General features: G+C 62.1%; 28 protein-coding genes and 1 pseudogene. 19 read left to right on the plus strand and 10 right to left on the minus strand.

The window, feature by feature from the left end; all coding sequences use genetic code 11:
- The 5 genes and pseudogenes from EPN31_RS01170 to EPN31_RS01190 all read right to left on the minus strand — a co-directional run.
- Positions 1–129: pseudogene (locus tag EPN31_RS01170) on the minus strand (electron transfer flavoprotein subunit beta/FixA family protein); the annotation flags it as partial.
- A 21-nt stretch (positions 130–150) separates the two neighbouring features.
- Entirely contained in the window at positions 151–1,302 is a 1,152-nt protein-coding gene (locus EPN31_RS01175) for an acyl-CoA dehydrogenase family protein (RefSeq protein WP_291768274.1), read from the minus strand.
- Between the two features lie 76 nt (positions 1,303–1,378).
- Positions 1,379–2,242 (minus strand): MaoC/PaaZ C-terminal domain-containing protein, encoded by an 864-nt coding sequence (locus EPN31_RS01180; protein WP_291768276.1) that lies wholly within the window; start codon positions 2,240–2,242, stop codon positions 1,379–1,381.
- An 8-nt stretch (positions 2,243–2,250) separates the two neighbouring features.
- Positions 2,251–3,138: an SDR family NAD(P)-dependent oxidoreductase gene (locus EPN31_RS01185; protein ID WP_291768277.1), complete on the minus strand. Its 888-nt coding sequence runs from the start codon at positions 3,136–3,138 to the stop codon at positions 2,251–2,253.
- 158 nt (positions 3,139–3,296) lie between these two features.
- Positions 3,297–4,094 carry an enoyl-CoA hydratase-related protein gene (locus EPN31_RS01190; protein ID WP_291768278.1) on the minus strand — a complete coding sequence of 266 codons (798 nt, stop codon included), beginning with the start codon at positions 4,092–4,094 and terminating at the stop codon, positions 3,297–3,299.
- A 123-nt stretch (positions 4,095–4,217) separates the two neighbouring features.
- Here EPN31_RS01190 and EPN31_RS01195 point away from each other — a divergent pair, with 123 nt between their 5' ends.
- From EPN31_RS01195 to EPN31_RS01220, 6 genes are all read left to right on the plus strand, one after another.
- Positions 4,218–4,634: a Zn-ribbon domain-containing OB-fold protein gene (locus tag EPN31_RS01195; RefSeq protein ID WP_291768279.1), complete on the plus strand. Its 417-nt coding sequence runs from the start codon at positions 4,218–4,220 to the stop codon at positions 4,632–4,634.
- Positions 4,631–5,803, plus strand: coding sequence for a thiolase (locus EPN31_RS01200; protein ID WP_291768280.1), 1,173 nt, complete (start codon positions 4,631–4,633; stop codon positions 5,801–5,803). Before EPN31_RS01195 ends, EPN31_RS01200 begins: the two co-directional genes overlap by 4 nt.
- A gap of 25 nt (positions 5,804–5,828) precedes the next feature.
- Positions 5,829–7,334, plus strand: coding sequence for a class I adenylate-forming enzyme family protein (locus EPN31_RS01205; RefSeq protein WP_291768339.1), 1,506 nt, complete (start codon positions 5,829–5,831; stop codon positions 7,332–7,334).
- A gap of 109 nt (positions 7,335–7,443) precedes the next feature.
- On the plus strand, positions 7,444–8,670 hold the full coding sequence (locus tag EPN31_RS01210) for a CaiB/BaiF CoA-transferase family protein (protein ID WP_291768282.1): 1,227 nt from the start codon (positions 7,444–7,446) through the stop codon (positions 8,668–8,670).
- Between the two features lie 26 nt (positions 8,671–8,696).
- Entirely contained in the window at positions 8,697–9,527 is an 831-nt protein-coding gene (locus tag EPN31_RS01215; protein ID WP_291768285.1) for an itaconyl-CoA hydratase, read from the plus strand.
- Position 9,528: 1 nt separating this feature from the next.
- Positions 9,529–10,356: a CoA ester lyase gene (locus EPN31_RS01220; RefSeq protein WP_291768288.1), complete on the plus strand. Its 828-nt coding sequence runs from the start codon at positions 9,529–9,531 to the stop codon at positions 10,354–10,356.
- On the opposite strand, the gene EPN31_RS01225 is transcribed toward EPN31_RS01220, so the two are convergent.
- Complete coding sequence (locus EPN31_RS01225; RefSeq protein ID WP_291768290.1) at positions 10,357–11,712, minus strand: MmgE/PrpD family protein; 1,356 nt, start codon at positions 11,710–11,712, stop codon at positions 10,357–10,359.
- Between the two features lie 109 nt (positions 11,713–11,821).
- Here EPN31_RS01225 and EPN31_RS01230 point away from each other — a divergent pair, with 109 nt between their 5' ends.
- The 9 genes from EPN31_RS01230 (at position 11,822) to EPN31_RS01270 (ending at position 20,736) form a co-directional block, all read left to right on the plus strand.
- Positions 11,822–12,760, plus strand: a complete 939-nt coding sequence (locus EPN31_RS01230) for a LysR substrate-binding domain-containing protein (protein WP_291768292.1) — start codon at positions 11,822–11,824, stop codon at positions 12,758–12,760.
- 107 nt (positions 12,761–12,867) lie between these two features.
- The gene (locus tag EPN31_RS01235; protein WP_291768294.1) at positions 12,868–14,028 is read left to right on the plus strand and encodes an acyl-CoA dehydrogenase family protein; all 1,161 of its coding nucleotides are present in this window, start codon (positions 12,868–12,870) and stop codon (positions 14,026–14,028) included.
- Positions 14,029–14,040: 12 nt separating this feature from the next.
- The gene (locus tag EPN31_RS01240; protein ID WP_291768297.1) at positions 14,041–15,219 is read left to right on the plus strand and encodes a CaiB/BaiF CoA-transferase family protein; all 1,179 of its coding nucleotides are present in this window, start codon (positions 14,041–14,043) and stop codon (positions 15,217–15,219) included.
- Positions 15,216–16,205, plus strand: a complete 990-nt coding sequence (locus EPN31_RS01245; protein ID WP_291768299.1) for a nitronate monooxygenase family protein — start codon at positions 15,216–15,218, stop codon at positions 16,203–16,205. Before EPN31_RS01240 ends, EPN31_RS01245 begins: the two co-directional genes overlap by 4 nt.
- 27 nt (positions 16,206–16,232) lie before the next feature.
- A complete protein-coding gene (locus EPN31_RS01250; RefSeq protein WP_291768302.1) occupies positions 16,233–17,399 on the plus strand; it encodes an ABC transporter substrate-binding protein in 1,167 nt (388 codons plus the stop codon).
- A gap of 74 nt (positions 17,400–17,473) precedes the next feature.
- Complete coding sequence (locus EPN31_RS01255; protein ID WP_291768304.1) at positions 17,474–18,346, plus strand: branched-chain amino acid ABC transporter permease; 873 nt, start codon at positions 17,474–17,476, stop codon at positions 18,344–18,346.
- Positions 18,347–18,354: 8 nt separating this feature from the next.
- Positions 18,355–19,308, plus strand: coding sequence for a branched-chain amino acid ABC transporter permease (locus EPN31_RS01260; protein WP_291768306.1), 954 nt, complete (start codon positions 18,355–18,357; stop codon positions 19,306–19,308).
- 20 nt (positions 19,309–19,328) lie between these two features.
- Complete coding sequence (locus EPN31_RS01265; protein WP_291768310.1) at positions 19,329–20,042, plus strand: ABC transporter ATP-binding protein; 714 nt, start codon at positions 19,329–19,331, stop codon at positions 20,040–20,042.
- Positions 20,035–20,736, plus strand: a complete 702-nt coding sequence (locus EPN31_RS01270; protein WP_291768314.1) for an ABC transporter ATP-binding protein — start codon at positions 20,035–20,037, stop codon at positions 20,734–20,736. Before EPN31_RS01265 ends, EPN31_RS01270 begins: the two co-directional genes overlap by 8 nt.
- 113 nt (positions 20,737–20,849) lie before the next feature.
- Here the strand turns inward: EPN31_RS01270 and EPN31_RS01275 are convergent, their stop codons facing one another.
- Positions 20,850–21,443 carry a hypothetical protein gene (locus EPN31_RS01275; RefSeq protein ID WP_291768317.1) on the minus strand — a complete coding sequence of 198 codons (594 nt, stop codon included), beginning with the start codon at positions 21,441–21,443 and terminating at the stop codon, positions 20,850–20,852.
- Between the two features lie 135 nt (positions 21,444–21,578).
- Between EPN31_RS01275 and EPN31_RS01280 the strand changes: the two genes are divergently transcribed.
- The gene (locus EPN31_RS01280; RefSeq protein WP_291768320.1) at positions 21,579–22,304 is read left to right on the plus strand and encodes an RNA polymerase sigma factor; all 726 of its coding nucleotides are present in this window, start codon (positions 21,579–21,581) and stop codon (positions 22,302–22,304) included.
- Between the two features lie 59 nt (positions 22,305–22,363).
- On the opposite strand, the gene EPN31_RS01285 is transcribed toward EPN31_RS01280, so the two are convergent.
- Positions 22,364–22,771 carry a DUF2231 domain-containing protein gene (locus EPN31_RS01285; protein WP_291768322.1) on the minus strand — a complete coding sequence of 136 codons (408 nt, stop codon included), beginning with the start codon at positions 22,769–22,771 and terminating at the stop codon, positions 22,364–22,366.
- Positions 22,772–22,775: 4 nt separating this feature from the next.
- Positions 22,776–23,114 (minus strand): hypothetical protein, encoded by a 339-nt coding sequence (locus tag EPN31_RS01290; RefSeq protein WP_291768325.1) that lies wholly within the window; start codon positions 23,112–23,114, stop codon positions 22,776–22,778.
- 208 nt (positions 23,115–23,322) lie between these two features.
- Here EPN31_RS01290 and EPN31_RS01295 point away from each other — a divergent pair, with 208 nt between their 5' ends.
- Both EPN31_RS01295 and EPN31_RS01300 read left to right on the plus strand, forming a co-directional pair.
- A complete protein-coding gene (locus tag EPN31_RS01295) occupies positions 23,323–24,225 on the plus strand; it encodes a J domain-containing protein (RefSeq protein WP_291768328.1) in 903 nt (300 codons plus the stop codon).
- Positions 24,222–24,506 (plus strand): chaperone modulator CbpM, encoded by a 285-nt coding sequence (locus EPN31_RS01300; protein ID WP_291768331.1) that lies wholly within the window; start codon positions 24,222–24,224, stop codon positions 24,504–24,506. The genes EPN31_RS01295 and EPN31_RS01300 overlap by 4 nt, the downstream gene beginning before the upstream one ends.
- Here EPN31_RS01300 and EPN31_RS01305 read toward each other — a convergent pair.
- Positions 24,490–25,413, minus strand: a complete 924-nt coding sequence (locus tag EPN31_RS01305) for a LysR family transcriptional regulator (RefSeq protein WP_291768334.1) — start codon at positions 25,411–25,413, stop codon at positions 24,490–24,492. The genes EPN31_RS01300 and EPN31_RS01305 overlap by 17 nt on opposite strands.
- 141 nt (positions 25,414–25,554) lie before the next feature.
- Here EPN31_RS01305 and EPN31_RS01310 point away from each other — a divergent pair.
- Positions 25,555–26,214 (plus strand): MFS transporter (locus EPN31_RS01310; RefSeq protein WP_291768336.1); only part of this gene is annotated, 660 nt, incomplete at its 3' end.

Raw genomic sequence — 26,214 nt, forward strand, 5'->3', positions numbered from 1 at the left:
GACAGCGATCTCGTCAAACGGATTCATGGACATCTTGACGTTGGCGGTGTCCACACCAGTGTGATCGGACTTGACGCGAACCTTGACGTTGAAGTCAACGACGCGCTTGACCGGTACCAGAATCTTCATTTTCCTGTGTTCCTGTGCGGTTCAGTGCAGTTCGCGCAACATGTTGCGTGCGATGATCAGTTGCTGGATTTGCGTTGTGCCTTCGTAGATGCGAAACAGCCGTACGTCTCGGTAGAAGCGCTCGATGCCGTATTCGCTCATGTAGCCGGCTCCCCCGAAGATCTGCACGGCGCGGTCCGCCACACGCCCACACATTTCGGAGGCAAACATTTTGGCACATGAGGCCTCGGTGCTCACGGGCAGCCCGTCATCGCGTCGGCGGGCAGCATCGATCACCATGCAGCGCGCTGCGTAGATTTCGGCCTTGCTGTCGGCCAGCAGAGCCTGAATGAGCTGAAACTCGCCAATTGCCTTGCCGAACTGGTGGCGCTCTGAGGCGTATTTTAGGGCGTCGGCCAGCATGCGCTCAGCGACGCCCACGCAGATCGCCGCGATGTGGATGCGACCTTTGTCGAGCACTTTCATGGCTGTTTTGAAGCCGTGGCCCTCGACGCCACCGATCAGGTTGGCCGCGGGAACCTTGCAGTTCTCGAAAATGACGTCGCAGGTATGGGCGCCTTTCTGTCCCATTTTCCGGTCCCGCTTGCCCAGGGTGATGCCTGGCGAATTGGCCTCGACGATGAACGCCGAGACGCCCGCCGAGCCCTTGATACCGGGATCGGTCCGCGCCATGAGCGTGAAGATGCCGGCATGAGGCGCATTCGTGATGAAGCGTTTGGTGCCGTTGACCACATAATGATCGCCTTCGCGTCGCGCCGTCGTTTTGAGCGACCCGGCGTCCGACCCCGAGCCGGGCTCCGTCAGCGCGAATGAGGCGATGATTTCGCCCGTGGCCATGCGCGGCAGGTATTTTTGCTTTTGCTCGTCGGTGCCGTCGAAGACGATGCCCTGCGAGCCTATGCCCACCGTTGTGCCGAAGACGGAGCGAAAGGCCGGGGACGTGTGGCCGAGCTCGATCATGGCGAGCACTTCTTCTTCCATGGTGAGCTGCAGACCGCCGTATTGTTCGGGAATGGTGAGTCCGAACAGTCCGATGGCTTTCATCTCTTCGATGATGTCATCCGGAATTTCGTCGGTCTCCGCGACTTTTTCTTCGTTGGGGACCAGGCGTTCACGGACGAATCGTGAAATATTGTCCAGGAGAATATTCAGGGTTTCTTGATCTCTGATCATGATGGTTCAGCCATGAGTGGGGCCGGCGGTCTCCGCAAGGGGTGGCACGCCCGCGCGCCGGGGGGTGTGTCGGGCGTCAGGAGCGGATGCCGGCAATGCCGTTGCTCAGGACGATGATGTTCCGCTCCAGGACCCTGGCCTGGAACTGTGCGGTCTCTGGCGAAGATTTCCACATCTCCACCTGCAGTGTCTCGCCTGGGAAGACCGGTGCCGAAAAACGGCCGTGCAGATGGCTCAGGCGGTCTCCTTGCCCTTCGCATAGGGTGCGGACGATGGCGCGTGTGACCACACCGTAGGTACACAGCCCGTGCAGGATGGGGCGCGGGAACCCCGCCTTGGCCGCCACGGCGGGGTCTGCGTGCAGGGGGTTGTCGTCGCCGTTGAGGCGGTAGAGCAGCGCCGCCTGAGGCAACGTGGGCAGCGCACAGCGCAGGTCCGGTTCGGTGGCAGGGACCTTGGGGAGGGGCTCGAGGCCAGGATCGCTCTTGCCGAAGCCGCCGTCAGCCCGGCAAAAGGTCACTTGCTGGACGGTGGCCAGCAGTGCCTCGGTGGCCGCATCATGGATCTTGCGTTCGGTAACCACCAGCGCGCCTTTGTCCGCCCCCTTGTCGATGACGTGTGTGATGCGGCTGCGGCCGATCACTTCGCCGTGCGTCGGGAACGGCGCGTGGAAAAACATGCGCTGTTCCCCGTGGACCACCTGAGTCCAGGTGACACCGGTCCTGGGGTCTTTCATCCAGAAGCCGGGGTAGCCCATGACGGCCGCCATGGACGGGAAGACCCGCAACCCGTCTTCGTAAACATACTGAAGCTGGAGGGGATCCGTGGGATCCTGGCCCAGGCCGATTCCCAGCGCGTACAGGATGACGTCTTTCTGGCCGTAGGGATGGCGGATGTCTTCGAACTTCCAGTTCTTGATCCGTTGATGGTCGAGCGGCATGTCGCGTCCTAGATGGGATCCCAGTTGATCACGTCGGGCGAGCGCTCCAGTTTGTAGAAGCTGTTCTGCATTGCCGGGATGGCGATCTGGGCAATGGATTCCGGCGTCCAGCCTTCAGACATGTGTACCGAACGCACGGGGCGCGGTTGGCTGAAGAGCATGATTTCGTTGGCTCGCACAGAAAATATCTGCCCCGTGACTTCGTGCGCGGCATCGCTGCCCAGATACACCACGAGCGGCGCGATCTTTCCGGCCTCCATTCTCTGCAGTTTCTTCACCCGGTCTTTTTCTTCGGGCGTATTGGCCGGGATGGAGCTGGTCATGCTGGTCCAGGCAAACGGCGCGATGCAGTTCGATCGCACGTGGAACCGGGACATGTCCAGTGCGATGGATTTGGACAGCCCCACGATTCCCATTTTGGCTGACGAGTAATTGGCCTGACCGAAATTGCCGATCAGACCTGACGTGGAGGTCATGTGGATGTAGGCGCCTGATTCCTGGGCGCGGAAAAAGGACGCCGCGGCGTGGCTGACGAAAAACGAACCGTTCAGATGCACGTCCAGGACCTGAGACCATTCCTCGTCCGACATCTTGTGGAACAGCCGGTCGCGCAGGATCCCGGCGTTGTTGACGATGATGTCGATGTGGCCGAATGAGTCGACGGCCGCCTGGACGATCTTGCGGGCGCTGGCCGCACTGGAGACGCTGTCGGTGCAGGCGACGGCGTTGCCTCCGGCCGCCTTGATTTCGTCGACCACATGCTGCGCGTTTTCAGCGCTGACGTCGTTGACGACGACCTGTGCGCCGTTGGCCGCCATGGCCAGTGCGATTCCACGGCCTATGCCGCTGCCCGACCCGGTCACTACCGCGACCTTGCCCTGTACTGATCCGCTCATGAAAACGCTCCTCCGAATGGCAAATTGGCGTCCGATTCACAATAGAGAAAAAGCCGATCCGCCTCAACTTCGAATTGCAAAAGCAAGAGTTAACCAGCGTTTAAGGAACGTTGGAGCGAACCCGTCGGCTGGCTGCGGCTTACACCGGCCAGCCGGTCTCAGTGTCCCGTAAAGCGTGGGGCGCGTTTTTCGGCGAAAGCCTGCATGCCTTCCAGATAATCGCTGGTCAGACCCAAAGCTTTCTGCAGGTCGGATTCCAGGGCCATCTGTTCCCCCAGGGTATTGTCCGCAGCGGCATTGAGCGCCTGCTTGGTTGCCGCGTACGCCAGTGTCGCGCCGGATGCCAGCCGGGTGTGAACGGACTGCATCGTGGCGTCCAGGTCCTCGTCCGGGATGCAGCGCCAGATCAGTCCCCATTGTTCCGCCGTGGCGGCTGGGACGGGTTCCGCAAAGAGGGAGGCACCCATGGCACGTTGCCAGCCGACCAGCCGCGGCCAGGCGTAGGTGGCCCCGGCATCGGGGAGCAGGCCGATGCGAGTGAAAGCCTGGACGAAGCGGGCGGATTGGACGGCGTAGATCAGGTCACAGGCCAGGGCCAGGCTGACGCCGGCGCCTGCCGCGACGCCATTGACGAAGCACACCACGGGCACCGGCAGTGCTTTGAGTCTCTTCACCAGAGGTTCGTAGTGGTGTTTGAGCCCGAGCGACAGGTCGCGCTTTTCGCCCGGAGGCAGCGGCTTGCGTTCGGAGAGATCCTGTCCGGCGCAGAAGCCGCGCCCGGTGCCTGTGAGAATGAGACCGCGTAGGTCGTTCCGGGCTTCCAGGAAGTCCAGTGCGGCGCGCAGGTCCGCGTGCATGATCTCGGTAAAGCTGTTCAGGGTGTCCGGCCGGTTCAGCATGATGTGGCCCACCCCGTCTTCGTAAGAGAACCGGATATGCTGGTAGGTGTGTTCCATGGGGGTCCTTTGTTTGCGAGGTCGAAACAGTCATTTAAGCAAAACGGAATTCCCATGGGTCTCGATTTGCAGAACACTTGTGTCCGTAGAATGAAAGGCGATCATGTCCCATCGAGGAGACCCATGTCAGACAACATAGAAATCCCGGCCGACCCTCTGCCCACGCAAGTCGGGGCAGATGTCTACTACCGAAAACAGCTGGAAAAGGGGAATTTCCTGATCCAGCGCTGCACGGCATGCTCCCGCAGCATTTTCTATCCTCGCATGGTCTGCCCGCACTGCGGCAGCGATCGACTTGAGTGGTTCGCGCCGTCTGGCGACGGTGTCGTGTACTCCACGACGGTCGTTCGCCGAAAGGCCGACAAGGGTGGGGATTACAACGTTGCCCTGATTGATCTCAAAGATGGCGCCCGCATGATGAGTCGGGTGGAAGGCGTGCCTCCTGCCGAGGTGAAGATCGGCATGGCGGTCAAAGCGCGGGTGATCGATGCCGAGGAAGGCAAGCTCGTGGTGTTCAATCCCTCGGGGGATCGGTCATGATCGACAAACGGCTGAGAGGCGCGACAGCCATCGTGGGTGTCGGTCATGCCGGGTTTGGTTTTGCCACCGGGTATTCCGAGCTTGAGATCCTGGCGCAGGCGTCGCACCGGGCCGTCGAGGACGCTGGCCTCACGCTGCAGGACATCGATGGCATATGCACCGCCAGCGTGGCCGCCACCATGTGGGCCATGCCGGTGATCGAGCATCTCGGCATCCGTCCTACCTTCATCGACAGCACCATGCTGGGCGGATCCAGTTTCGTGGCGCATCTCATGCCTGCGATCCAGGCGCTGGAGTCCGGGCAATGCAATGCCGTACTGATTTGTTACGGTAGCACGCAGCGTACTTCCAGCTTGAGCCGTGCCGAGGTCGGCCGCGTCCGCCGCTGGCTGGATCCCCAGCCGTACGAGACGCCGTACAACCCGCTCAATCCGCTCAGCTCCTATGCGCTGGCCGCGGCACGCCACATGCACCAGTATGGAACCACGCGCGAGCAGCTGGCCGAGATCCCTGTGGCCGCTCGGCGCTGGGCGCAGCTCAACCCTGAGGCCCTGATGCGCGATCCACTCACGATCGACGAGGTGCTATCGGCTCGCATGGTGTCCGATCCGCTGACTATCCGGGATTGCTGCCTGGTCACGGACGGCGCGGGTGCTTATGTGCTGGTGCGTGCGGATCGTGCGCGGTCATTGAAGCAGAAGCCTGTCTACGTGCTGGGGAATTCCACTGCGTGCTGGAACCGTCAGATTTCTTCCATGCAGGACCTGACCGTGACGGCGGCGCAGCAGTCAGGGCGCATCGCGTTCGAGATGGCGGGTGTCAAACCGTCGGATATTGATGTGCTGGAACTGTATGACGCCTTCAGCATCAATACGCTCCTGTTCCTCGAGGACCTGGGTTTTTGCAAGAAGGGCGAGGGTGGCGCATTCGTCAGTGGCGGCGCCATTGCCCCAGGGGGACGGTTGCCGGTCAATACCAACGGGGGCGGACTGTCATGCCTGCACCCGGGCATGTATGGGATTTTCATCACGATCGAAGCCGTCCGGCAATTGCGCGGCGACTGCGGCGAACGCCAGGTTCCGGGTGCCCGGTTGGCCTTGGTCAATGGCAACGGCGGCACGCTGTCCAGTCAGTCCACGGCCATCTTGGGGACGGAAGACACGTTGTAGGGACAAGGGAAGCATAGTGGGTGATCTGAACCAACCTGATCGAATTCATCATCTGTTGCAGCGGCAGGCGATGGAAAATCCTGACGCGGTGCTGCTGCACCAGGAGGGCGGCGGCACCGTGACGTATGCCGGTATGTGGGAGCGCGTGCAGCGCGCCCGCGACTGGCTGGCGGCGCAGGGTGCCCGGCCAGGTGATCGAGTGCTGGTCGTGGGCGAGAATTGTCCCCAAATGGTTCAGGCGCTTTTTGCCTGCAGCTTGCTGGGCGCCTGGACCGTGGGCTTGAATGCCCGTTTGAGTCCTCGAGAGGTGGAGGCGATCCGTCAGCATTCTCAGCCGGCGCTCGCCCTCTATTTCAGCCGTACATCGGAGAAGGCAGGGGAGCACGCCCGCCAGTACGCGGCAAGATCTGCCGACGAGTCGGTCTGGGGCGAAGGCAACCTCTGGTCGCCTGCTGTCGAGCGGCCCGAGCCCGAAACCGGCTCCGAGGCCGGTGAGGTGGCCACCCTGATCTACACCTCGGGCACAACCGGCGCTCCCAAAGCCGTGATGGTGCCGCATCGGGGGTTGTTGCACTTTGCACGCGTCTCGTCGGCATCGCGCCGGCTGACGGCTACCGACGTCAGCTATGCGGCTTTGCCGCTGTCCCATATCTTTGGCATCGCCACGGTGCTGATGGCCACGGTGCAGGTCGGGGCCAGCCTGGTGGTGCGGCGGCGATTCGATCCCGAGGATTTGCTGCAGGCGCTGGAGACACCGGGCCTGAGCATCCTTCAGGGGGTCCCCACCATGTACTCCCGACTGTTGGCCGCTCATCCTGTGCCGCCCGGGCCTTCCCGCCTCCGCTATGTGTATGCCGGCGGCTCGGCGCTGGATCCGACGCTCAAGCGCCAGGTGGAGCACTATTTTGGGGTTCCCATGCATCACGGTTACGGGATTACCGAGTACGCGGGTTCCCTGTATGTGACATCGATGGATGCGCCGCGTACGGATTGCAGCGCCGGGTTTCCCCTGGAGGGCGTGGAGTTACGCCTGGGTGCTCCCGGCGATCCGGCTGTTGCGCCGGGTGAGTCCGGTCCCATTTTCGTACGCGGTCCAGGGGTGATGCTCGGTTATTACCGGGACCCGGAGCGGACTCGCGATGCGCTGCTGCCGGGCGGCTGGCTATGCACGGGTGACCTCGGGAGGCTGGATGCGGACGGCGCGCTGTTCATCACGGGCCGCACCAAGGACATGATCATCCGCTCGGGTTTCAACGTCTATCCGCTGGAAGTCGAAGCGGTGATCAACACCTTTCCGGGGGTCAAGCTTTCCGCCGTGGTGGGCCGGAGCGAGGACGATGGCAACGAAGAGGTGATCGCCTTCTTCGAGCCGCTGAAAGCAGATTCCGTGGACGTCGAGGCGCTCAGGCTGTACCTGCGGGAGCAGCTTGCGCCCTATAAGGTTCCGGCTCGGATTGTTCCCATGGATGCCATTCCGACCACCGTCAGCGGCAAGATCAAAAAGCAGCCGCTGCGCGAACTGGTGGCCTGAGGCAGGGCAGCGGTGCGCCCGGGCCAAGTCGTACCAAATCGAAGTGTTCGAATCAATGAAACGGACCGCCTGGTGAAGGATGGCGGTTCGGGGATCGCAGGAGCATTGGATGAGTGAGCGAAGCGCCCCTCTGGAGGGGATCAAGGTTCTGGATTTGTCGAGGGTCCTGGCCGGGCCCTGGTGCACCCAGAACCTTGCAGACATGGGGGCGGACGTCATCAAGGTCGAGCGCCCGGAGGGTGGCGACGACACTCGGCACTGGGGTCCTCCATACCTGAAGGATGCTGAAGGCCGGGACACCAGTGAGGCTGCTTATTACCTGAGCACCAATCGCAACAAACGGTCGATCACCATCGATATCGGAACCCCTGAAGGCGCGGAACTGATTCGCCAGATGGTGGCCGGCTGTGATGTCCTGGTGGAAAACTTCAAGGTGGGCGGCCTGAAAAAATACGGACTGGATTACGAGAGCCTCAAGCTCGTCAATCCGGCGCTCATTTATTGCTCGATCACCGGGTTCGGACAGACGGGGCCGATGGCGCCGCTGCCTGGCTACGATTTTGTGATCCAGGGCATGGGCGGGCTCATGAGCATCACGGGAGAACGCGATGATCGGCCGGGCGGCGGTCCGCAGAAGGCGGGCGTGGCGGTCACGGACATCATGACCGGGATGTACGCCACGGTGGCCATCCTGGGCGCATTGCATGAGCGCCACCGCAGCGGGAAAGGGCAGCAAATCGATCTTGCGCTGCTGGATTGCCATGTGGCCATGCTGGCCAACCAGAACCTGAACTATATGACCTCGGGGGTGGCACCCCGCCGGGCAGGAAATGCGCATCAAAACGTGGTGCCCTACCAGGTCTTCAAGGCGAGCGACGGCGAGCTGATCGTCGCGGTCGGCACGGATGGCCAATACCGGGCCTATTGCGGCGTCATTGGGCGCCCGGACCTGGGCATCCATCCGGATTACATCGACAACAGCCAGCGGCTGAAGAACCGTGTCGCCCTGATCGCCGAGCTGGAGGCCATCATGCGCACCCGCCCGCGGGACGCTTGGGTTGCCGAGCTGCAGAAGGTGGGAGTGCCCTGCGGCCCCATCAATGATCTGGACCAGGTGTTTCATAGCGAGCAGGTCAAGCACCGGCAGATCTGGCGGACGCTGCCACATCCGCTGGCTGGCCAGACCCCGACGACAGCGAGTCCCATGCGGTTTTCGGAGACCCCGATCCAGTATCGGGCCGCGCCGCCGTTGCTGGGACAACATACGCAGGAAATCCTGGCGGAGTTTGGACTGCAAGCCAGTTCTGCGGCAATCGGGCCAGACAAGACGCTCTGAGCCCGAGCTTTGACAGGAGTACAAGCATGGCGAATTCCAATCCGGCTGACTGGGTGGGCCACACGGAAACTTGCGTGGACAATATCGACGTGGGCCACGCCGAACGGGTAGCGCTCAGCCTCGGGGACCCCGCGCCCGCGATGGGTGAGGCATTGCCGCTCCTGTGGCATTGGGCATTCTTCATTCGGGCGTACCCCTACGACCAGTTGGGACCCGATGGTCATCCCCGGCGGGGAGGATTTCTGCCGCCCGCAGATAACCGCAATCGGATGTGGGTGGGCGGTCGCTTGAAGTTCCTGCGGTCGCTGATGGTCGGGAAGGCCGGCGAACGTCGGTCCGTGGTCAAGGATGTCGTGGAGAAGACGGGGCGTACCGGCAAGCTGTTGTTCGTGACGGTCGCCCACGAATACTTCCAGGGCGGGGCGCTCTGCCTGTCGGAAGAACAGGACATCGTCTATCGTGAGCCATCGCCCCCGATTCTGGAGGGTTCGCGGCCCGTGCCGGAGGCGCAATGGTCGGAAGACGTCCAGCCTGGTTCCGTCATGCTGTTCCGATATTCCGCTGTGACCTTCAACGGGCACCGGATTCATTACGACGCGCCCTATGCGCGGGACGTGGAAGGTTATCCGGGTTTGGTCGTGCATGGCCCCCTGATTGCCACACTCATGCTGCGGGCGCTGAAGCACGCCCATCCGGACAGGGGGATTGCTTCGATGTCGTTTCGAGGCATGCGTCCTCTCATTTCGCCCAAGGCGTTCCAGGTGGCGGGGTGCTGCGATTCGCCGAATACCGCGCAGTTGTGGGCGGGGCAGGACGGAACCCTGGCTCATTGGGCCGACATCGGTTTTGCAGGTTGACATGATGGATGCTTCCGGAATCCTACGCACTGCGCTTTTCGTGCCAGCGACGCGGCCTGAGCGCTTCCCAAAGGCCTTCGCGAGTGGTGCGGATGCCGTGATCGTCGATCTGGAAGACGCCGTCGAGCCGGCAGCCAAGGATGCGGCCCGTGCAAATCTGGCGCAGGCCGCCGAACGGCACGGTGACGTACCGCTGCTGGTCCGCGTCAATGGCGCCGGCACACCCTGGCATGTGGCCGACCTGAAAGCCTGTGCCGCTCTGCCTGGCGTGAACGGGATTGTGCTCCCCAAGGCGGAATCGGCCGACCAGATTCTCGAAGCCGGCGCAGCGGGCCAGCCTGTGTTCCCTATCGTTGAAAGCGCGCGTGGGGTGAGAGACCTGGCCGGGCTTGCGGGAGCGCACGGTGTGGATCGGTTGGTGCTCGGGACGCTGGATCTGATGCTGGATCTTGGCGTGACGCCGGCCACCGCAGGCGCGGATCTGCTGCTGGGCGAAGTCCGTTGTCAGGTGCTTGTGCAGAGCCGTGCGTGCCGACTGGCGCCGCCACTCGATGGGGTGCACTCGGATATTTCCGACGGGGTGGGCCTGGCACGCGCGGCGCGCCTGTCCTGCGAGATGGGTTTTGGCGGCATGCTCTGCATTCATCCGACCCAGGTCGGCATCGTGGCCGGCGCTTTCGCGCCGTCTTCCGATGAGTTGGACTGGGCCCGCCGGGTGATCGCTCAGGCAGAAGCCACCGGATCATCCGCGTTCAGGCTGGATAGCCGGATGGTGGATCAGCCGGTGATCGAGTGGGCCCGGCGCATCATCGCCCGGGCGAATGTCTGATCATTGCGACAGAAACCGGCCTACGCTCTTTTCGTCGGTGGTGTTCCAGACTTTTTCGATCATGTGGTCGATTTCCTCTGGAGTGGCGGCATTGTGGTAGCTGCCCAGGCGCCGAGCTTTGTCTTCGATCTCGCTGCGGCTGAGCGTGTTTTCCGGATCCCCCTTGGGGGTGTCCACGCGCCCCTCCAGGACCAGGCCGCGCCGTGTGGCCACGGTCACTTTGCCGATCCACCGTTTGGGATAGGCCGCGTCGACTTCCGGATCGAGTTCCATGGTGACACGGCGGCAGAAGTCGCGAACCTCTGGGTCGTCGAGCGCCTGATCGAATTCCGTCAGACCTGCGCGCTGGTATTTGGCGATGAGCCCCAGCACGGTTCCCATCGAAAACTTGGATTGGTGGACGGTCTTCGGGTCGATCACCGGGCCCAGCACGTCGATGGCGCCCTGGTGCACGTGGGCCACCACGGAGGCGATATTGTCGATCTGCAGCTGGTGCTGCTGCATGACATCCAGAAGCGCGTCCGCCGCCGGATGCGTGTGGCGGCATGAGGCGTGGTATTTGAAAGAGGTTTCCAGCACCGCCCAGCGGCTGCCCAGGCCATCCACCAGTCGATCGGGGTCGGCGTCCCTGGACATGCCCGCCGCCATTCCCTGTGTGCCTTCCAGGATGTGGCTGGCACCCGTGAATCCGTCGTGTGCGAGCCAGGCTGCCATGAGTCCGTTGACTGCGGCCTTGGCAGTATGGAGTTGCTTGGAGTCTGCGCCGTCTCGTAGAAATTCCCAAAGCCCGGCAGCCTGTGTGCCGGCTGATCCCAGCGCATGCAGCATCTGACGCGGGTCCAGCCCCAGCAGCCGGCCGGTGGCCACGGCGGAAGCCAGGGTGCCGGCTGTGCCAGTTGTGTGGAACACCGTATAGTGCGAGCGGCCGAGAAATTCACCGACGCGGATGCCGGTTTCGTAACCCGCGACGGCTGCTACGAGCAGATCCTTGCCGGATCGACCCAACGCCTGTGCGGTGGCCATGGCGGGTGGGAACGTCACGGCGGCGGGGTGGAAGACCGACCCGTTGTGCACGTCGTCCTGTTCGACCATGTGCGTCGCCGCTGCGTTCACCATGGCGGCGAACACCGGACTGGTACTGTTTCGGCCCACGATGTTTTCCGACAGGCCTTCGAGCGGGCCCATGGTCTGGGCGTAGGCGTGGATCGTCTGTACGGCGCGGTCGCTGGAACCGGCTAGAATAGATGCAAGACAATCCAGCAACAGGTCTTCAGTGCGCCGCAGCACGGGCTCGGGAATATCGTGAAATTGCAGTTCGGCCGCAAATTGGGCGAGTTCCGCGCTGAAGTGTCGCATCTTGGCTCCTGGAAAGACTCTTGCCCACGACTTTGCGCCTCCATCGTGGATTTGCCTATTTTTGTTTGTTTAAGAACCACTTAAGCTGGCTGAAGGATCCCGCAAATTCATGGCGTCTCATTTTGACCTGACCGACATGCAGTTGCTGGTGAATGTCGCCAGCGCGATGAGTCTGACCAAGGCGGCCGAGCACACTTTTCTGTCGTTGCCCGCAGCCAGCAACCGCGTCAAGAATCTCGAAGGCTATCTGGGAACGCCCCTGCTGTACCGGAACAGTCAGGGCGTGACGCTGACCCCCGCCGGGGAGGCGTTCGTGCGCCACGCGCGTATTGTCCTGCACCAGCTCCAGCATCTACGGGGCGATATCCAGGAATACGCACAGGGCGTCAAGGGCCGCGTACGCGTGTATGCCAACACGACGGCCATGAATGAATTCGTTCCGGCGGTGCTCGAACGCTATCTGGTCAGCCACCCGTCCGTCAATATCGAATTGCGGGAGCGGCTCAGCTACCAGGTGGTCAAGGCTGTCGTCGAGGGTGCAGCCGACATCGGCATTACGGCCCAGGGCAGCGGAGGCGCCGGTGTCAAGTTCCTGCCCTACCGGACCGACCGTCTGGTGCTGGTCACCCATCGGGATCACCCCTTGGCCAGGAAGCAGGGTCCTCACAGCTTCGGCAATGTGCTCGACTACGATTTCATCAGTCTGGCCGAATCCAGCGCCATCCACTCATTCCTGCTCACGGCGGCGGAAGACAGCGGCCGGTTCCTGCGGGTACGGGTCGAAGTCGGCAATTTCGAGACGGCATGCCGGCTTATTGGCGCACAGGTCGGCATAGGGGTCATCCCTGAAACGGCCGCGCGCCGTTATGTGCAGTTGCTGCCGCTGAAAATCATGGACCTGACGGACGAGTGGGCCTTGCGGCAACTGCATATCTGTGTCCGTGAATCAACGGAGTTGCCGGCCTTCTCCCAAGAGCTCGTCGATCTTCTGGTGCAGGATGCGGAGCGGACTGTCGGGACGGACGGATCCGATCTTAAGCTTGTGTAAAGGCACTGTTCGCTAAAGCCGAATTGTCAGGCCGGGTGGATTCCTTCACTCTAGAAAGCATGGCGCGTGGATCTTCATGCGCTGGTTTTGTGAGTGGGGGATGACCGATGGTCAACGCGCAGGAGCAGTTCCAGGACATTCGTGATGCGATTCGGGACTTGTGCGCCCAGTTCGGGGACGAATATTTCCGGCGCATTGATGAGCAGCGGGGCTACCCGGCGGAATTCGTCGATGCCCTGACGAAGGCCGGTTGGCTGGCCGCCCTGATTCCCCAGGAATACGGCGGTTCGGGGCTTGGTTTGACGGAAGCCTCCGTCATCATGGAAGAGATCAACCACGCCGGGGGCAATTCGGGTGCCTGTCACGGCCAGATGTACAACATGGGTACCGTGCTGCGTCACGGGTCCGAGGCACAGAAGCGCCAGTGGCTGCCCAAGATTGCCAGCGGGGAGTTGCGCCTGCAGTCGATGGCGGTGACGGAACCCACGACGGGCACGGATACCACGCGTCTGAAGACGACGGCCGTGCACAAGGACGGGCGCTACATCGTCAACGGCCAGAAGGTCTGGATCTCGCGTGTGCAGCATTCGGACCTGATGGTTCTGCTCGCACGCACGACGCCCCTGGACAAGGTGGCGAGAAAGTCCGAAGGCATGTCGATCTTCATGGTCGACCTGCACCAGGCGATCGGCAATGGTCTGACGGTGCGGCCGATTCTGAACATGGTCAATCATGAGACCAACGAACTGTTCTTCGAAAATCTAGAGATCCCCGAAGAATGCCTGATCGGCGAGGAAGGCAAGGGCTTCAAGTACATCCTGGATGGGCTCAACGCCGAGCGTACGCTGATCGCTGCGGAATGTATCGGGGACGGATACTGGTTCGTCGACCGCGCACGCAAATATGTGAGTGACCGCATCGTGTTCGGGCGCCCTATCGGGCAGAACCAGGGGGTGCAGTTCCCCATTGCCCGTGCCTATGTCAATGTCGAGGCAGCGAGCCTGATGCGCTATCAGGCGTGCGAGCTCTTCGACGCACACCAGGACTGCGGCGCCCAGGCGAACATGGCCAAGCTGCTGGCCGCCGATGCTTCCTGGGAGGCGGCCAACGCCTGCCTGCAATCGCATGGCGGATTCGGTTTTGCCTGTGAATACGACGTGGAACGCAAGTTCCGGGAAACCCGTCTCTATCAGGTGGCGCCGATTTCCACGAATCTGATTCTGTCTTATGTGGGACAGCATGTCCTCGGCATGCCGCGTTCATTCTGAATAGGGACGGACATGCTGCCTTTGGAAGACATTACGGTCATCACTCTGGAACAGGCCATTGCGGCGCCCTTCTGCACGCGCCAGCTGGCGGATCTGGGTGCGCGCGTCATCAAGATCGAACGGCCAGGCAGCGGCGATTTTGCCCGAGGCTACGACGAGCGCGTGCGCGGCCTGTCATCGCATTTCGTCTGGACCAACCGGTCCAAGGAAAGTCTCACACTGAACGTGAAGCATGACAGTGCTTCCGATATCCTAGAGCGCCTGCTCGCCAAGGCCGACGTGCTGGTGCAGAATCTGGCGCCCGGCGCAGCGGAGCGCCTGGGATTGTCGTTCGAAGCGCTGCATCCGCGTTTTCCGAAGCTGATCGTCTGCGATATCTCGGGGTATGGAGATGACGGCCCGTATCGGGACAAGAAGGCCTACGACCTGCTGATCCAGAGTGAGTCCGGATTCGTGTCCGTGACCGGGTCGCGGGACGAGCCCGCCAAGGCCGGGTGTTCGATCGCGGATATCGCGGCGGGGATGTACGCCTATTCCAACATCCTGGCGGCGCTGTTGCAGCGCGGCCGGACGGGGCAGGGCCGCCGTATCCAGGTGTCCATGCTGGAGAGCATGGTGGAATGGATGGGCTATCCGCTGTATTACAGCTTCGATGGCGCCTCGCCCCCGGGGCGTAATGGCGCGGCGCACGCCACCATCTATCCGTACGGACCGTTTGCCGCAGGCGATGGCAAGATCGTCATGCTGGGTCTGCAGAACGAGCGTGAATGGCGTGCCTTTTGCGAACAGGTCCTGCGGCACCCCGAACTGACCGATGATCCCCGGTTTTCCTCGAACTCGCGCCGTGCGGCCGCCAGCGAAGAACTGCGCCGGATCATTCTGGAAAGTTTCGCTGATTTGACGGGGGACGAGGTGGTCGCACGCCTGGATGCCGCCCGGATCGCCAACGGGCATCTGAACGATATGGCCGACGTGTGGCAACATCCGCAACTGAGGGCTCGTCAGAGGTGGACGGTGGTGCAAAGTCCGGAGGGCGAGTTGCCGGCCTTGCTGCCGCCTGGGATCGATCGCGCCGAAGACGCGCGGATGGACGCCATTCCAGCTTTGGGCGAGCATACGCAGGCCATTCTTGCAGAACTGGGTTTCGAGGCGGAGGCGATTGCCTCCCTGTGCAATGAGGGGGCAGTATGACGCTACCAACCGTCCTGCGGGACCTGAGTCTGCCCGTCGTGGCAGCTCCCATGTTTACGGTGAGCTACCCGGAGCTTGTGCTGGCGCAGTGCAAGGCCGGCATCGTGGGCTCCATGCCGGCGCTCAACGCGCGTCAGCCCGAGCTTCTCGATGAGTGGCTGTCCGGCATCGAGACTGAACTCTCTCGCTATCGGGACGCCCGCCCGGACGTCCGTGTTGGTCCACTCGCGATCAATCTCATCGTGCATGCGTCGAATGTCCGCCTCGAGCAGGATCTGCAGACCTGCGTCCGGCACAAGGTCCCCATTCTGATCACTTCCCTGCGCGCTCCCGCGCCGGAGGTCATTCGAGCCGTTCACAGCTATGGCGGCATCGTTCTGCATGATGTCATCAGCCTGCGTCATGCGCACAAGGCGCTGGAGGCCGGCGTCGATGGCCTGATTCTGGTTGCAGCCGGTGCGGGCGGGCATGGCGGGACGCTGTCACCCTTTGCCCTTGTGGGCGAAGTCCGCCGGTTCTTTTCCGGGCTGCTGGTCCTGTCCGGCGCGATTGCGTCGGGCAGCAGCATCCTGGCGGCGCAGGCCATGGGGGCGGATCTGGCCTATATCGGTACACGCTTCATCGCCAGCCGGGAGGCGCATGCAGCACCCGAATACAAACAGGCGATTGTCGATTCGGCGGCGGTCGACATCATCTACAGCAACCTGTTCTCAGGGGTGCACGGGAATTATCTGCGTGCCAGCATCGCTCGTGCCGGCCTGGATCCGGACCATCTCCCACAGGGGGAAAAGAGCACCATGAACTTCCAGTCGGGCGGCTCCAAGCCCAAGACCTGGAAGGACATCTGGGGGGCGGGGCAGGGAGTCGGGCTGATCGACGATATCCCGACGACGGAGGAGATCGTCGAACGCCTCAAGAACGATTATGCACAGGCGTGTGCACAGCTCACGCAAAACATGTATTCCACCGAAGTCTGTGGCGACTAGCCAAGGAGAGACAAGATGATTCGAAGAATGAGCAGCCTGCTTGCACTCGGGGCGGTTGCCCTGTGCCTTCAGGGCGGCACCGTCAGTGCCGAGGAATTCACCATCGGGGTGGATCTCCCCCTGACCGGACACTTTGCCAAGCAGGGCATTGGCCAGCAGCGGGGCATCAACATCGCGGTCGAGGCCTTCAAGGAAGCCTCGGGCGGCAAGGACAGCATCAAGCTGATCACGATCGACAATGAGTCGCAACCCGCCAAGTCCGTCGCGGCGGTCGAAAAGCTCGCCAGCCAGGGCGTAGTGGCGATCACCGGCGGCTATGGCTCCAACGTTGTGGGTCCGGCCTCCGAGGCGGCCAACAAGCTCCAGGTGCCGTATGTGTCCAGCGGCGCGATCGCCAACAGCCTGACCAAGCGCGGCCTGAAGTATTACTTCCAGATCCTCAACACCGACGGCTATTCGAAGCCGGTCATCGAGCTGATCCGGTCGCTCAAGGTCAAGACGGTGTCACTCGTCTACAGCACGGCGGAATCGACCTCTCAGTTGGCCAAGGATGCACAGAAGGGGCTGTCTGACGCGGGCATGAAGGTCTTCATGCACGAGTACGAACCAAGCACGACCAACTTCACCCCCATCGTGAACAAGGTCCGCCTGCAGGACAAGCCCGACATCCTGCTGATGGTGGGCTACCAGAACGAGGAAATCGGCATCCTGCGCGCCACCAAGCTGCTCAAGCCCAAACTCAAGGCCGTGGTGGGCACGTACGAGGTCGCCGTCCCCGAGATGGTGACGGAGAACCCGGACCTGGTGCAAAACGTGTTCGGCTTGTCGCTGCTCAGCTTCCCGGCTGAGTTTCCCACCCCGGACGGCAAGAAGTTTGCCGCCATCCACCGCACGCTCTATCCGAAGCAGGACTTCGGCTATATCGAAGAATACGGCTATGCGGGCGCCAAAGTCGTTTTCGATGCGATTCTGAAAGCCACGGCGAACGGCCAGAAAGTCACCCATGACAGTCTGCGCGACATCATTGCCAAGACGGATATGGACACCGTGCTTGGGAAAATCCGCTTTGACGCGGGTGGACTGAATACCGAGTACATGCAGCACATCGGCCAGATCCAGGGCAAGAAAGTCGTGATCGTCTGGCCCGATGACCAGGCCACCGGAAAGATGGTCTATCCGGGCTTGCCCTGGTAGAGGCTTGCCGGTCCGCCCGATGGTCAGCGTGACCACCGGGCGGGCACTAGTCGGGAATTCAGCAAGGGCATTACATGACAGATCTTATCCTACAGTCCGTCTATTCCGGGATCTTGCAGGGTGGCCTCTACGCGCTCATCGGACTTGGGCTTGCACTTGTCTTCGGGACGATGAACGTCATCAACTTTGCGCATGGCGAACTTATCCTCTTGGCCGCGTACATGGCCTATGTGGTTGAGACGCAGTTGGGCTTGAGCCCGCTCTTCGCCATTCCGGTGGCGTTGGTGCTGGTCTGCGCATGCTCGGTCGTCATTTACTGGCTGATCAGCCTGATCCGGGCGGATCGCGAGCTGAACTCGCTGATCCTCAGCTACGGCGTGGCAGTGATCATGACAAATGCCTTCCTCTTCATCTGGTCGGCCGATCCGCACTCCACGGGATCGGCCTGGCTGCAGGACGCGTTCGTGGTGGGCCCGCTGTTCAGCATGCGCGCGCAGATCCTGTTCTTCATCGTGGCGGCGATTCTGCTGGCCGGGCTCTGGTGGTGGCTGTCGCGTAGCTGGTATGGGCGTGCGGTGCGGGCCGTGTCGAGCAATCGCGCTGCAGCCAAGCTCATGGGCATCAATCCGAACACCACGGAAATCATTTCCTTTCTGGTCGCCGGGATTCTGGCGTCGTTTGCGGGGGTGGCCATCTTCAGCTATGAAGTGATTCAGCCTTCGATTGGCGAGTCGCTGACCATCAAGGCCTTCATCATCACGGTGCTGGCCGGTCTGGGGTCGATCCCCGGCGTGCTGATCGGCGGGATTCTGCTGGGGCTGGTCGAGGCTTTGACGGCCACGCTATATAGCTCGGCCCTACAGGAGCTGGTTGGAATGGTCCTGTTCCTCCTGGTGCTGTTCTTCATGCCCAACGGGCTCTTCGGAATCAAGGCGAGAAGGGGATGAGCATGCTGATGACACGGAAATCCGGCCTGTGGGCCGTCCTGTTCGTCGTGGTGTACGGGGTCATCCCATGGCTGCTGGGCGACAGCTATGTCATGAGCCTCATCATCGCCGCCCTGATCATCGGAGGCATCGCGCTGGCGTGGGCCTTGTTGAGCAATCTGGGCGGCATGCTGAGTTTCGGCCATTCCGCGTTCTTTGGCGTGGGCGCCTATGTGTCGGCGCTGCTCACCATGAAGGCGGGCGTGGGGGTGCTTCCCGCCATGCTGATCGGCGGTGTGGGCGCCGTGGTGGCTTCGTTCGCGATGCTGCCGGTCCTGCGCCTGAGAGGCGTTTATTTCGCGCTGGCGATCCTGGCGTATTCCATCATCTTCCGCGTCGTCGCGACGCAGTGGGAGTCGATGACGGGAGGTTCCGCGGGATTGGCCAGTATCCCGCACATGCCGGTGGTGATGGGCATGGATCTGTCCAGCCGCAGTGGCAGCTATCTGGTGATCGTGACCTTGCTGGTGGTGTTTGCCGTGGTCTATCGGCTTATCTGGGCCAGCCACTATGGCATGGCGCTGCGGGCCATGAACGGCAGCGAGGACGCAACCCGAGTAGTCGGGGTCAACAGCGTGCTGCTCAAGGCCTCGATGCTGTTCGTATCGGCCTTCATGACCGGCGTGATCGGCGCCTTCAATGCACACTACATCAACTTTCTGGAACCGGACTATGCCTTCAACGGCACCTGGGTCATTCTGCCGGTGGTGGCGGCGATCTTTGGAGGCTACCGGACCATCATCGGACCCATCGTGGGAGCCCTGGTCGTGTATCTGGTCGATCAGTTGATCTTCAAGGATTTCATCCCCGTGGGGCATCAGCTGCTGCTGGGCGCGCTGCTGGTCGCCATGATCATTGGCAGTCCTCGCGGTCTGATGCCTTTGCTGGAGCATCGGTTGCGGGCACGGACCCTGCCCCGGTAGGACGACGAGAGAGGACATCCATGCTTAAACTCGAAGACCTCACCATTCGTTTCGGGGGCCTGATTGCGGTCAATTCCGTCAGCCTGTCAGTCAACACGCATGAAATCCTGGGGCTGGTGGGCCCCAACGGCGCCGGCAAGACGACCCTGTTCAACGCGATCTCCGGGCTGGTCCGCCCGTCGAGCGGGCATATCCTGTTCGATGCCGAACGCATTGAGCGTATGCCGCTGCACCGCCGGGCGCGGCTGGGCATAGGGCGTACTTTCCAGGTGCCGCAACCCATGCAGGCGCTGACGGTGCGCGAGAACCTGCTGGTGGCCCAGCGTTTCGGCGCCGGACGCGTCGACACCAACAGGCTTGATGAAGTGCTGGCACTCACGAATCTCGCCGACAAAGCCGATCTGGAAGCCGCCACCCAACTGGCGCTGACGGAACTCAAGGCGCTGGAGGTGGCCAAGGCGCTGGTGACCGAACCCAAGCTGCTGATGCTCGACGAGGTTTTGGCGGGGCTGGAAACCGCCGGAAAGCAGCGCTTCATGGTCATGCTCCAGGATCTGCATGAGCGGTTTTCCCTGAGCATCATCATCATCGAGCACGACATCGAGACCGTGAGCAATCTGTGTCACCGGGTGGCGGTCCTGAACTACGGGGAATTGATTGCTGATGGCTCGCCGGACACGGTGTTCCGCGACCCAGAAGTCATCAAGAGCTACACGGGAGCCGATCATGCTTGAGATCTCCGACGTGCGCGCAGGCTACGGCGCCATCAATGTGCTCTGGGACGTTTCCATGCAGATCCCCGAGGGCCAGTTGACGACCATCATCGGGCCCAACGGTGCGGGCAAGACCACGCTGTTGCGCGCCATCATGGGACTGATCCCGTTGAGCCAGGGCTCCATCCGCTTCGACGGGCAGCCTGTCGAGAAAACGCCCACCTGGGAGATGTTGGGCCGGGGCCTGGCGATGATCCCCGAGGGTCGCATGATCTTCAAGGACATGTCGGTCGAGGAAAACCTGATGCTGGGCGCCTTTCCCAAGGCCCATCGGGCGGGCGCGCAGGCGAACTGCGAACGGGCGTTCGAGATGTTTCCGCGGCTCAAGGAGCGCCGGAGGCAGATGGCGGGTACGCTCTCGGGCGGCGAGGCACAGATGCTGGCGATGGGTCGTGGGCTGATGTCCGACCCAAAGGTCCTGCTCATCGATGAACCCTCTCTGGGGCTGGCCCCGGTGATCGTCAACGAATTATTCGACACGTTGCAGCGCCTGAAGTCGGAGGGCCGCACCATCGTTCTGGTCGAGCAGAACACGCACAAGGCGGTGGCTGTCGCCGATCACGTGCATCTCATGCGCGGCGGCAAGGTAGTCCTGTCCCAGGCGGCGCGTGACGTCGACGTGGCCGAATTACAGCAGCGCTACTTCGCGCATTGAATCAGCAGCAGACGTTCGCTCGCCATCAAGCTTGTATGGTCTGATCGTGATTGGCGTCATGCTGCGTCTGCTGCCGGGTGGGACGGTAATTCTGGCGTGGCCTTCGCTGGAGCCTACAGTGGCGGAATCACCCCATTCACGCCGACCGTGACATGGGAAGCGGTAATGACGCCGTTCGCCTGCCGAGTCGCGAAAAATGACACATGTTCGCCCTTCTTCAGCGCGCTGCGGTTGCTGGGGGTCAGCATGACGACGGGGACATTGGCCGGTACCTGGACCTTCTGTTCGCCGCCCTTATAGCGTAGCGTCAACACGCGGTCCTGGACGCCCGCCACGACAGACTCCACCGTGGCGTTGGTCATGGTGTTGCCCTGAGCCATGGGGCGGTGGCCCTCACCCGTGCCGCGCATGCTGTCGGCAAAAATATGGACTTCCACTGCCACCAGCTCGCCGTTCGGGCCGCCTGGGTGGGCTGCCGTCCCGACGAACCTGCCCTGGGTGATGTCAGCCAGGCTGGCAGCGGTCATCGCTGTGACGGTCGCGTCGTGGTCCAGCCGGATGGGCAGGGTGCCGTCGTGGTTGGTTTTGACGGTCAAAACAGAGTGGTCGAGCTTTTCGATCTGACCGTGTATCCGTGCCTCTTGTGCGAAGGCGGAGAAGGACATTGCAGCCATCAACGTTGCAGCGATGAGGTGGGCAGGTTTCATGATTTGATCTCGCATCCCCGATCCTCAAATACTACGCTTTTGTCCGGCGGGCGGCGTCGGTTCGCTCGGCGTGCTCCAGTGGCGCCCAGAGTCGTGAAACGGTACGATGGCTCATCTGTGGGAGGAGATGAAACGATGAGCGCTCTGGACGTTCACCATCGTGATTTTTCGGTTTGCGTGCTGGGTGATCTGGAGCTGATCGAGCGGGTGATTGGCGGCGAGGTCCAGGCGTTCGATGCGCTGATGCGCCGCTACAATCAACGGCTCTACCGCACGGCGCGCAGCATCCTGCATGACGAAGCCGAGGCCGAAGATGCGGTGCAGGACGCGTGGTGGAAAGCCTATAACCACCTGCGGGACTTCCGGTCGGAAGCCTCGCCGGCCACCTGGCTGACCCGCATCGTGGTCAACGAGGCCTTGATGCGTCGTCGTCGAAACAAAACCCGTGAAACCATCATCCAATCCATGGACCCGGACTTGCAGGAACAGGACACCATGTCGACAACCGATGATTCCCGTGCCATGCCGCAGAGCCTCGAGCCTGATCGCCAGGCCTGGGGCGCCGAGCTGCGCGGCCTGATCGAGCAACACATCGATGCGCTGCCCGATAAGTATCGTGCCGTCTTCATGCTGCGCGGTGTCGAAGACCTGCCCTCGGCCGAGGTTGCGGCTGCTCTGGGTATTCCAGAGGCGACGGTACGGGTGCGTTACATGCGGGCGCGTCGTCTGATGCAGGACGCGCTGCGCGGCCAACTGGACCTGCATGCGCACGATGCGTTTTCGTTCGCGGGCGAGCGCTGCGACCGGATCGTGGCGGGTGTGCATGCGCGCATGCGTCTGGCGGGCATCACTGAACGCTGAACCTGGCGATGAATGGCCCGCCGGGCCGGGCGGCGCAGCGGGCCATCAAAAGCGGTAGATCAGCGGCCGATACCGTGACCGTAGACGAGCCGGCCGCCCAGCCAGCCCCCGACGGCCAGGGCGATGAACCCCAGGGCATCCAGCACCAGCGAAAGCGTGTCGGGCGCCAGCGGCTGCAGATGGTCCAGCCGTGTCAGCAGGCGTGCGGTGAATAGCGCGAACGCCGCCAGCATGATGCTCATGTGCAGATAAGTATCCCGCAGGGCTGGGCCGTCCGGGACCCGGGTGAGTTCCCAGAGTCCCGCCAGCATGGCCAGGACGGCTATCGTGCAGCCCACCGCGAGCAGGCCGCCCGACCATTGCCAGGCGCGTTCACCCAGCCATAGGCTGGCGAAATCCACCAGCGTAGCCAGGGACCAGCAAGCCACTGGAAAGTGGACCAGTGCGGGGTGTACGGGATGCCGCATGGTCTCAGAGCACCACGCTGAGGACGGTCAGGAAGCCGATGATGGCCACGATCGCGTGCGTGAAGACGATGGCCTTGGGCGGAAGGCGCTTGCGCAGATGGAAGGACGCGAGAAAAAAGCCACCCAGTGCGGCGATCAGCAGGATGATGAAGCCCACCAGAACGGGTTTCGTGGCCGATCCTTCCACCAGGCCAATGATCAGCAGGATCAGGCCGATGGCGCCCAACAGCGCGTGCACCAGCGACAGTGCCCACGGCGCGAATTTGTCTCGTAGTACGCTGGACGCCAGGACCAGGCCGCCGATGGCGCCGATCCCAAAGAACCATAAGGCAGTGATAACCATTTTGATGTTCTCCCAAGTAAGCTCCGCTGGGCGGCCAGTGCCGCTCGGCTGGAGAGTCGTGCATTGGATGCGCGGCGTGGGTCAGGCGTTTCACAACCCGTGACATTTTTTTACGGCGAAGCCACCCCCCGGGCCGGGCCTAGTTGGCACCGTCCCTGCCGACCTGTGATAGGCTAAATATTGTCACAACGTCCTTGTGAGGCTCATCGTGCAGGATCCCTACCAGACCTTGGGCGTGGCGCAGACAGCGTCTGCAGCCGAGATCAAGAAGGCCTATCGCGGCCTGGCCAAGCGGTTACACCCGGATCTGAACCCGGGCGACAAGGCGGCGGAGGAGAAGTTCAAACAGGTGTCGGTCGCCTACGACCTGCTGGGCGATCCCGAAAAGCGCAAGCGTTTCGATGCGGGCGAGATCGATGCATCCGGCGTGGAGCGGCCCAAACGTCAGTTTTACCGGGACTTTGCATCGGCCGACCATGGCAACCCCTATACCAGCGAGGCCGGTTATGCGGACTTTGCGAACGACGACGTGTTCGCCGAGATCCTGCGCCGCAGTCACGAGGCCCGCGCCAACCAGCGTGGCGAAGACCTGATGTATGGCTTGTCCATCCAGTTCGTCGAGTCGGTGACCGGGGCCAGCAAACGGATCACCTTGCCCGACGGCGGCACTCTCGATGTCACCATTCCGCCCGGCATGCTGGACGGCCAGATGCTGCGTCTGAAGGGTAAGGGCGCCCCCGGACGCGGCACCGGAGGACCGGGCGATGCGCTCATCAGGATCGACGTGTTGCCCGACCCTCGCTTCAGGCTGGATGGTGTGAATGTCATCGTGGAACTGCCGGTGTCTTTGTCGGAGGCTGTCCTGGGCGGCGAGGTGCGGGCCCCGACCCCGACGGGCGAGGTCGTGCTGACCATTCCCAAACGCGCCAATACGGGCACTACGCTGCGCCTGAAGGGCAAGGGCGCGCCGCGCCGCGAAGGCGGATTCGGCGATGAGCTGATCCGATTGAAAGTCGTGTTGCCGAAGTCCCCCGATCCGGATCTGGAAGCGTTCGTGGCTGGTTGGGAAAAGGGCAAGGCACACAACCCGCGCGAAGGTGAATCATCATGATCATGACCAAGCAGGAATTCCTGATCAGCGCGGACCTCCAGGAACAGACCCTGGAGTTCTGGCTGGAACAGCGGTGGCTCATCCCCGATGAAACGGCGACTGAGGCCAGGTTTACCGATTGCGACATTGCGCGGGCCAGCCTGATCCACGATCTGCAGCGGGATTTCGGTGTCAACGACGCCGGGGTGGCGCTCATCCTGCATCTGGTGGACCAGCTCCACGGCGTGCGGGAGGCCCTGAGTCTGCTGGAAGAAACGACCAGCCTCAAAAGTCGGGGGTGACCGAACGGGGCACCAGGTACAGATCGGGTCGGGTCTGGGGCGGCTTGGTTTGTTTTGCCAGGCGAATCAGCGCTTCGCAGGTAGGTGACGGGCTGGCGTCGGAGCTTCTGATGCAGACCACCCAACGACGCAGGTCGGGTAAGGAGATGGGCTGCCGACGTAGCTGCATGCTCTCGAGTTCCGAATCCTTGACCAGGTCCGGCAGTACGCAAACGCCCAGCTTGCAGGAGACAAGGCGCAGCATGGTGTCCACGGTTTCGACCTCCGCGACGACATTCTTGTCGAGCCTGGCGCGGTGGAGCATCTGGCGCAATGCGAAGTATCTCGGGAAGGTGATCAGGGGTAGTTCCCAGGGCTGGCTTCCGTCGGGCACGGCTGCGGTCAGGTTGTCCTGGTGGTGGACCAGACACATGTGCTCTTCAAACAAGTGGTCGATGGCCAGGCCGTCGACCGTTACGGCGACGTCATAGACAAAACCGAGGTCTGCCTTGCCCGATTTCACCAGACTCACGACGTCCGGGGAGCCCCGGCCCAGGAGGTAGGTATTGACGCCGGGGTGCTCCCTGTGGAATTGCGCGAGCAGCTTCGGCAAGAAGTAGTGGCTGAGCGTATGGATCATTGCAATCCGCACCGATCCCTGCACGGTGCCGAGTTCCGTGCGCAGCATCTCTGTCGCGTCGTCTATGGCGGTAAATGCCGGGCGGATCGCCCGTTCGAGGCGTGCCCCGGCATTGTTCAGTTCCACGCCCCGGCCGGTTCGGATGAACAGCGGGCGTCCCAGATCGTCTTCGAGCTGCCGGAGCTGGCGGCTTAGGCCCGATTGCGAGACTCCCAGCTGTTCCGCAGCATCGGAAAGCGAACCTGTTTCGGCGATCACCAGAAAGTATCTGAGCCGCTGATCGAGCATTTGAGTCCCCCCTACTAAGGCGATTTCCCCAGAAAGGCGCAGTGCGCATATCAATTATGACCTGCGGTGCATGGCTTGCGACTCGGATGTTTCCAATAATTCGAATGGCTGATGGGAATCTGAAAATAACAGGAGGAGACGATGGAAGACGAGACCAATGATGATGAGAATAATCAGGCATCCGGGCCAAAGCGGTATGTCACGGCTGCTTTGGCGAGCATGGCGGGTACGACAATCGAGTGGTATGACTTTTTTCTGTATGGAAGCGCGGCTGCGCTGATTTTCAATAAGATTTTCTTCCCCTCGTTCGATCCTCTGTCGGGGACTCTGGCCGCGTTTGCGACGTATACCGTCGGTTTTCTGGCACGGCCTCTGGGGGGCATCGTGTTTGGCCACTTTGGCGATCGCGTGGGCCGGAAGTCGACGTTTCTGTTCACGCTGCTGTTGATGGGCGTCCCCACCATCCTGATCGGGTTCGTCCCGTCCTACGATTCCATCGGCTACTGGGCCGCAGTCTTGCTGGTTGTGCTGCGCATCCTGCAGGGCCTGGCAATCGGTGGCGACTGGGGCGGTGCCGTCCTGATCGCGGTCGAACACGCGCCGTCCGGGAAGAAAGGACTCTTTGGCAGTTTGCCGCAGACGGGGGTTGCAATCGGCCTGTTGCTTTCCGCCTTCGCACTGGCGATGGTTTCAAAGCTGCCCGAGAAAGACATGTTGAGCTGGGGGTGGCGCATTCCTTTCGTGGCCAGCGTGGTGCTGCTGCTGATTGGAGGGTATGTACGCCTGCGTGTGAGCGAGTCG

The sequence above is a fragment of the Castellaniella sp. genome (assembly GCF_004321985.1).
Classification (GTDB): Bacteria; Pseudomonadota; Gammaproteobacteria; order Burkholderiales; family Burkholderiaceae_B; genus Castellaniella.

Excerpts from the sequence above, each read along its gene's own strand:
- EPN31_RS01175 (WP_291768274.1), bottom strand. The coding sequence starts at position 1,302 with ATGATCAGAGATCAAGAAACCCTGAATATTCTCCTGGACAATATTTCA.
- EPN31_RS01180 (WP_291768276.1), bottom strand. The coding sequence starts at position 2,242 with ATGCCGCTCGACCATCAACGGATCAAGAACTGGAAGTTCGAAGACATC.
- EPN31_RS01185 (WP_291768277.1), bottom strand. The coding sequence starts at position 3,138 with ATGAGCGGATCAGTACAGGGCAAGGTCGCGGTAGTGACCGGGTCGGGC.
- EPN31_RS01190 (WP_291768278.1), bottom strand. The coding sequence starts at position 4,094 with ATGGAACACACCTACCAGCATATCCGGTTCTCTTACGAAGACGGGGTG.
- EPN31_RS01195 (WP_291768279.1), top strand. The coding sequence starts at position 4,218 with ATGTCAGACAACATAGAAATCCCGGCCGACCCTCTGCCCACGCAAGTC.
- EPN31_RS01200 (WP_291768280.1), top strand. The coding sequence starts at position 4,631 with ATGATCGACAAACGGCTGAGAGGCGCGACAGCCATCGTGGGTGTCGGT.
- EPN31_RS01210 (WP_291768282.1), top strand. The coding sequence starts at position 7,444 with ATGAGTGAGCGAAGCGCCCCTCTGGAGGGGATCAAGGTTCTGGATTTG.
- EPN31_RS01215 (WP_291768285.1), top strand. The coding sequence starts at position 8,697 with ATGGCGAATTCCAATCCGGCTGACTGGGTGGGCCACACGGAAACTTGC.
- EPN31_RS01220 (WP_291768288.1), top strand. The coding sequence starts at position 9,529 with ATGATGGATGCTTCCGGAATCCTACGCACTGCGCTTTTCGTGCCAGCG.
- EPN31_RS01225 (WP_291768290.1), bottom strand. The coding sequence starts at position 11,712 with ATGCGACACTTCAGCGCGGAACTCGCCCAATTTGCGGCCGAACTGCAA.
- EPN31_RS01230 (WP_291768292.1), top strand. The coding sequence starts at position 11,822 with ATGGCGTCTCATTTTGACCTGACCGACATGCAGTTGCTGGTGAATGTC.
- EPN31_RS01235 (WP_291768294.1), top strand. The coding sequence starts at position 12,868 with ATGGTCAACGCGCAGGAGCAGTTCCAGGACATTCGTGATGCGATTCGG.
- EPN31_RS01240 (WP_291768297.1), top strand. The coding sequence starts at position 14,041 with ATGCTGCCTTTGGAAGACATTACGGTCATCACTCTGGAACAGGCCATT.
- EPN31_RS01245 (WP_291768299.1), top strand. The coding sequence starts at position 15,216 with ATGACGCTACCAACCGTCCTGCGGGACCTGAGTCTGCCCGTCGTGGCA.
- EPN31_RS01250 (WP_291768302.1), top strand. The coding sequence starts at position 16,233 with ATGAGCAGCCTGCTTGCACTCGGGGCGGTTGCCCTGTGCCTTCAGGGC.
- EPN31_RS01255 (WP_291768304.1), top strand. The coding sequence starts at position 17,474 with ATGACAGATCTTATCCTACAGTCCGTCTATTCCGGGATCTTGCAGGGT.
- EPN31_RS01260 (WP_291768306.1), top strand. The coding sequence starts at position 18,355 with ATGACACGGAAATCCGGCCTGTGGGCCGTCCTGTTCGTCGTGGTGTAC.
- EPN31_RS01265 (WP_291768310.1), top strand. The coding sequence starts at position 19,329 with ATGCTTAAACTCGAAGACCTCACCATTCGTTTCGGGGGCCTGATTGCG.
- EPN31_RS01270 (WP_291768314.1), top strand. The coding sequence starts at position 20,035 with ATGCTTGAGATCTCCGACGTGCGCGCAGGCTACGGCGCCATCAATGTG.
- EPN31_RS01275 (WP_291768317.1), bottom strand. The coding sequence starts at position 21,443 with ATGAAACCTGCCCACCTCATCGCTGCAACGTTGATGGCTGCAATGTCC.
- EPN31_RS01280 (WP_291768320.1), top strand. The coding sequence starts at position 21,579 with ATGAGCGCTCTGGACGTTCACCATCGTGATTTTTCGGTTTGCGTGCTG.
- EPN31_RS01285 (WP_291768322.1), bottom strand. The coding sequence starts at position 22,771 with ATGCGGCATCCCGTACACCCCGCACTGGTCCACTTTCCAGTGGCTTGC.
- EPN31_RS01290 (WP_291768325.1), bottom strand. The coding sequence starts at position 23,114 with ATGGTTATCACTGCCTTATGGTTCTTTGGGATCGGCGCCATCGGCGGC.
- EPN31_RS01300 (WP_291768331.1), top strand. The coding sequence starts at position 24,222 with ATGATCATGACCAAGCAGGAATTCCTGATCAGCGCGGACCTCCAGGAA.
- EPN31_RS01305 (WP_291768334.1), bottom strand. The coding sequence starts at position 25,413 with ATGCTCGATCAGCGGCTCAGATACTTTCTGGTGATCGCCGAAACAGGT.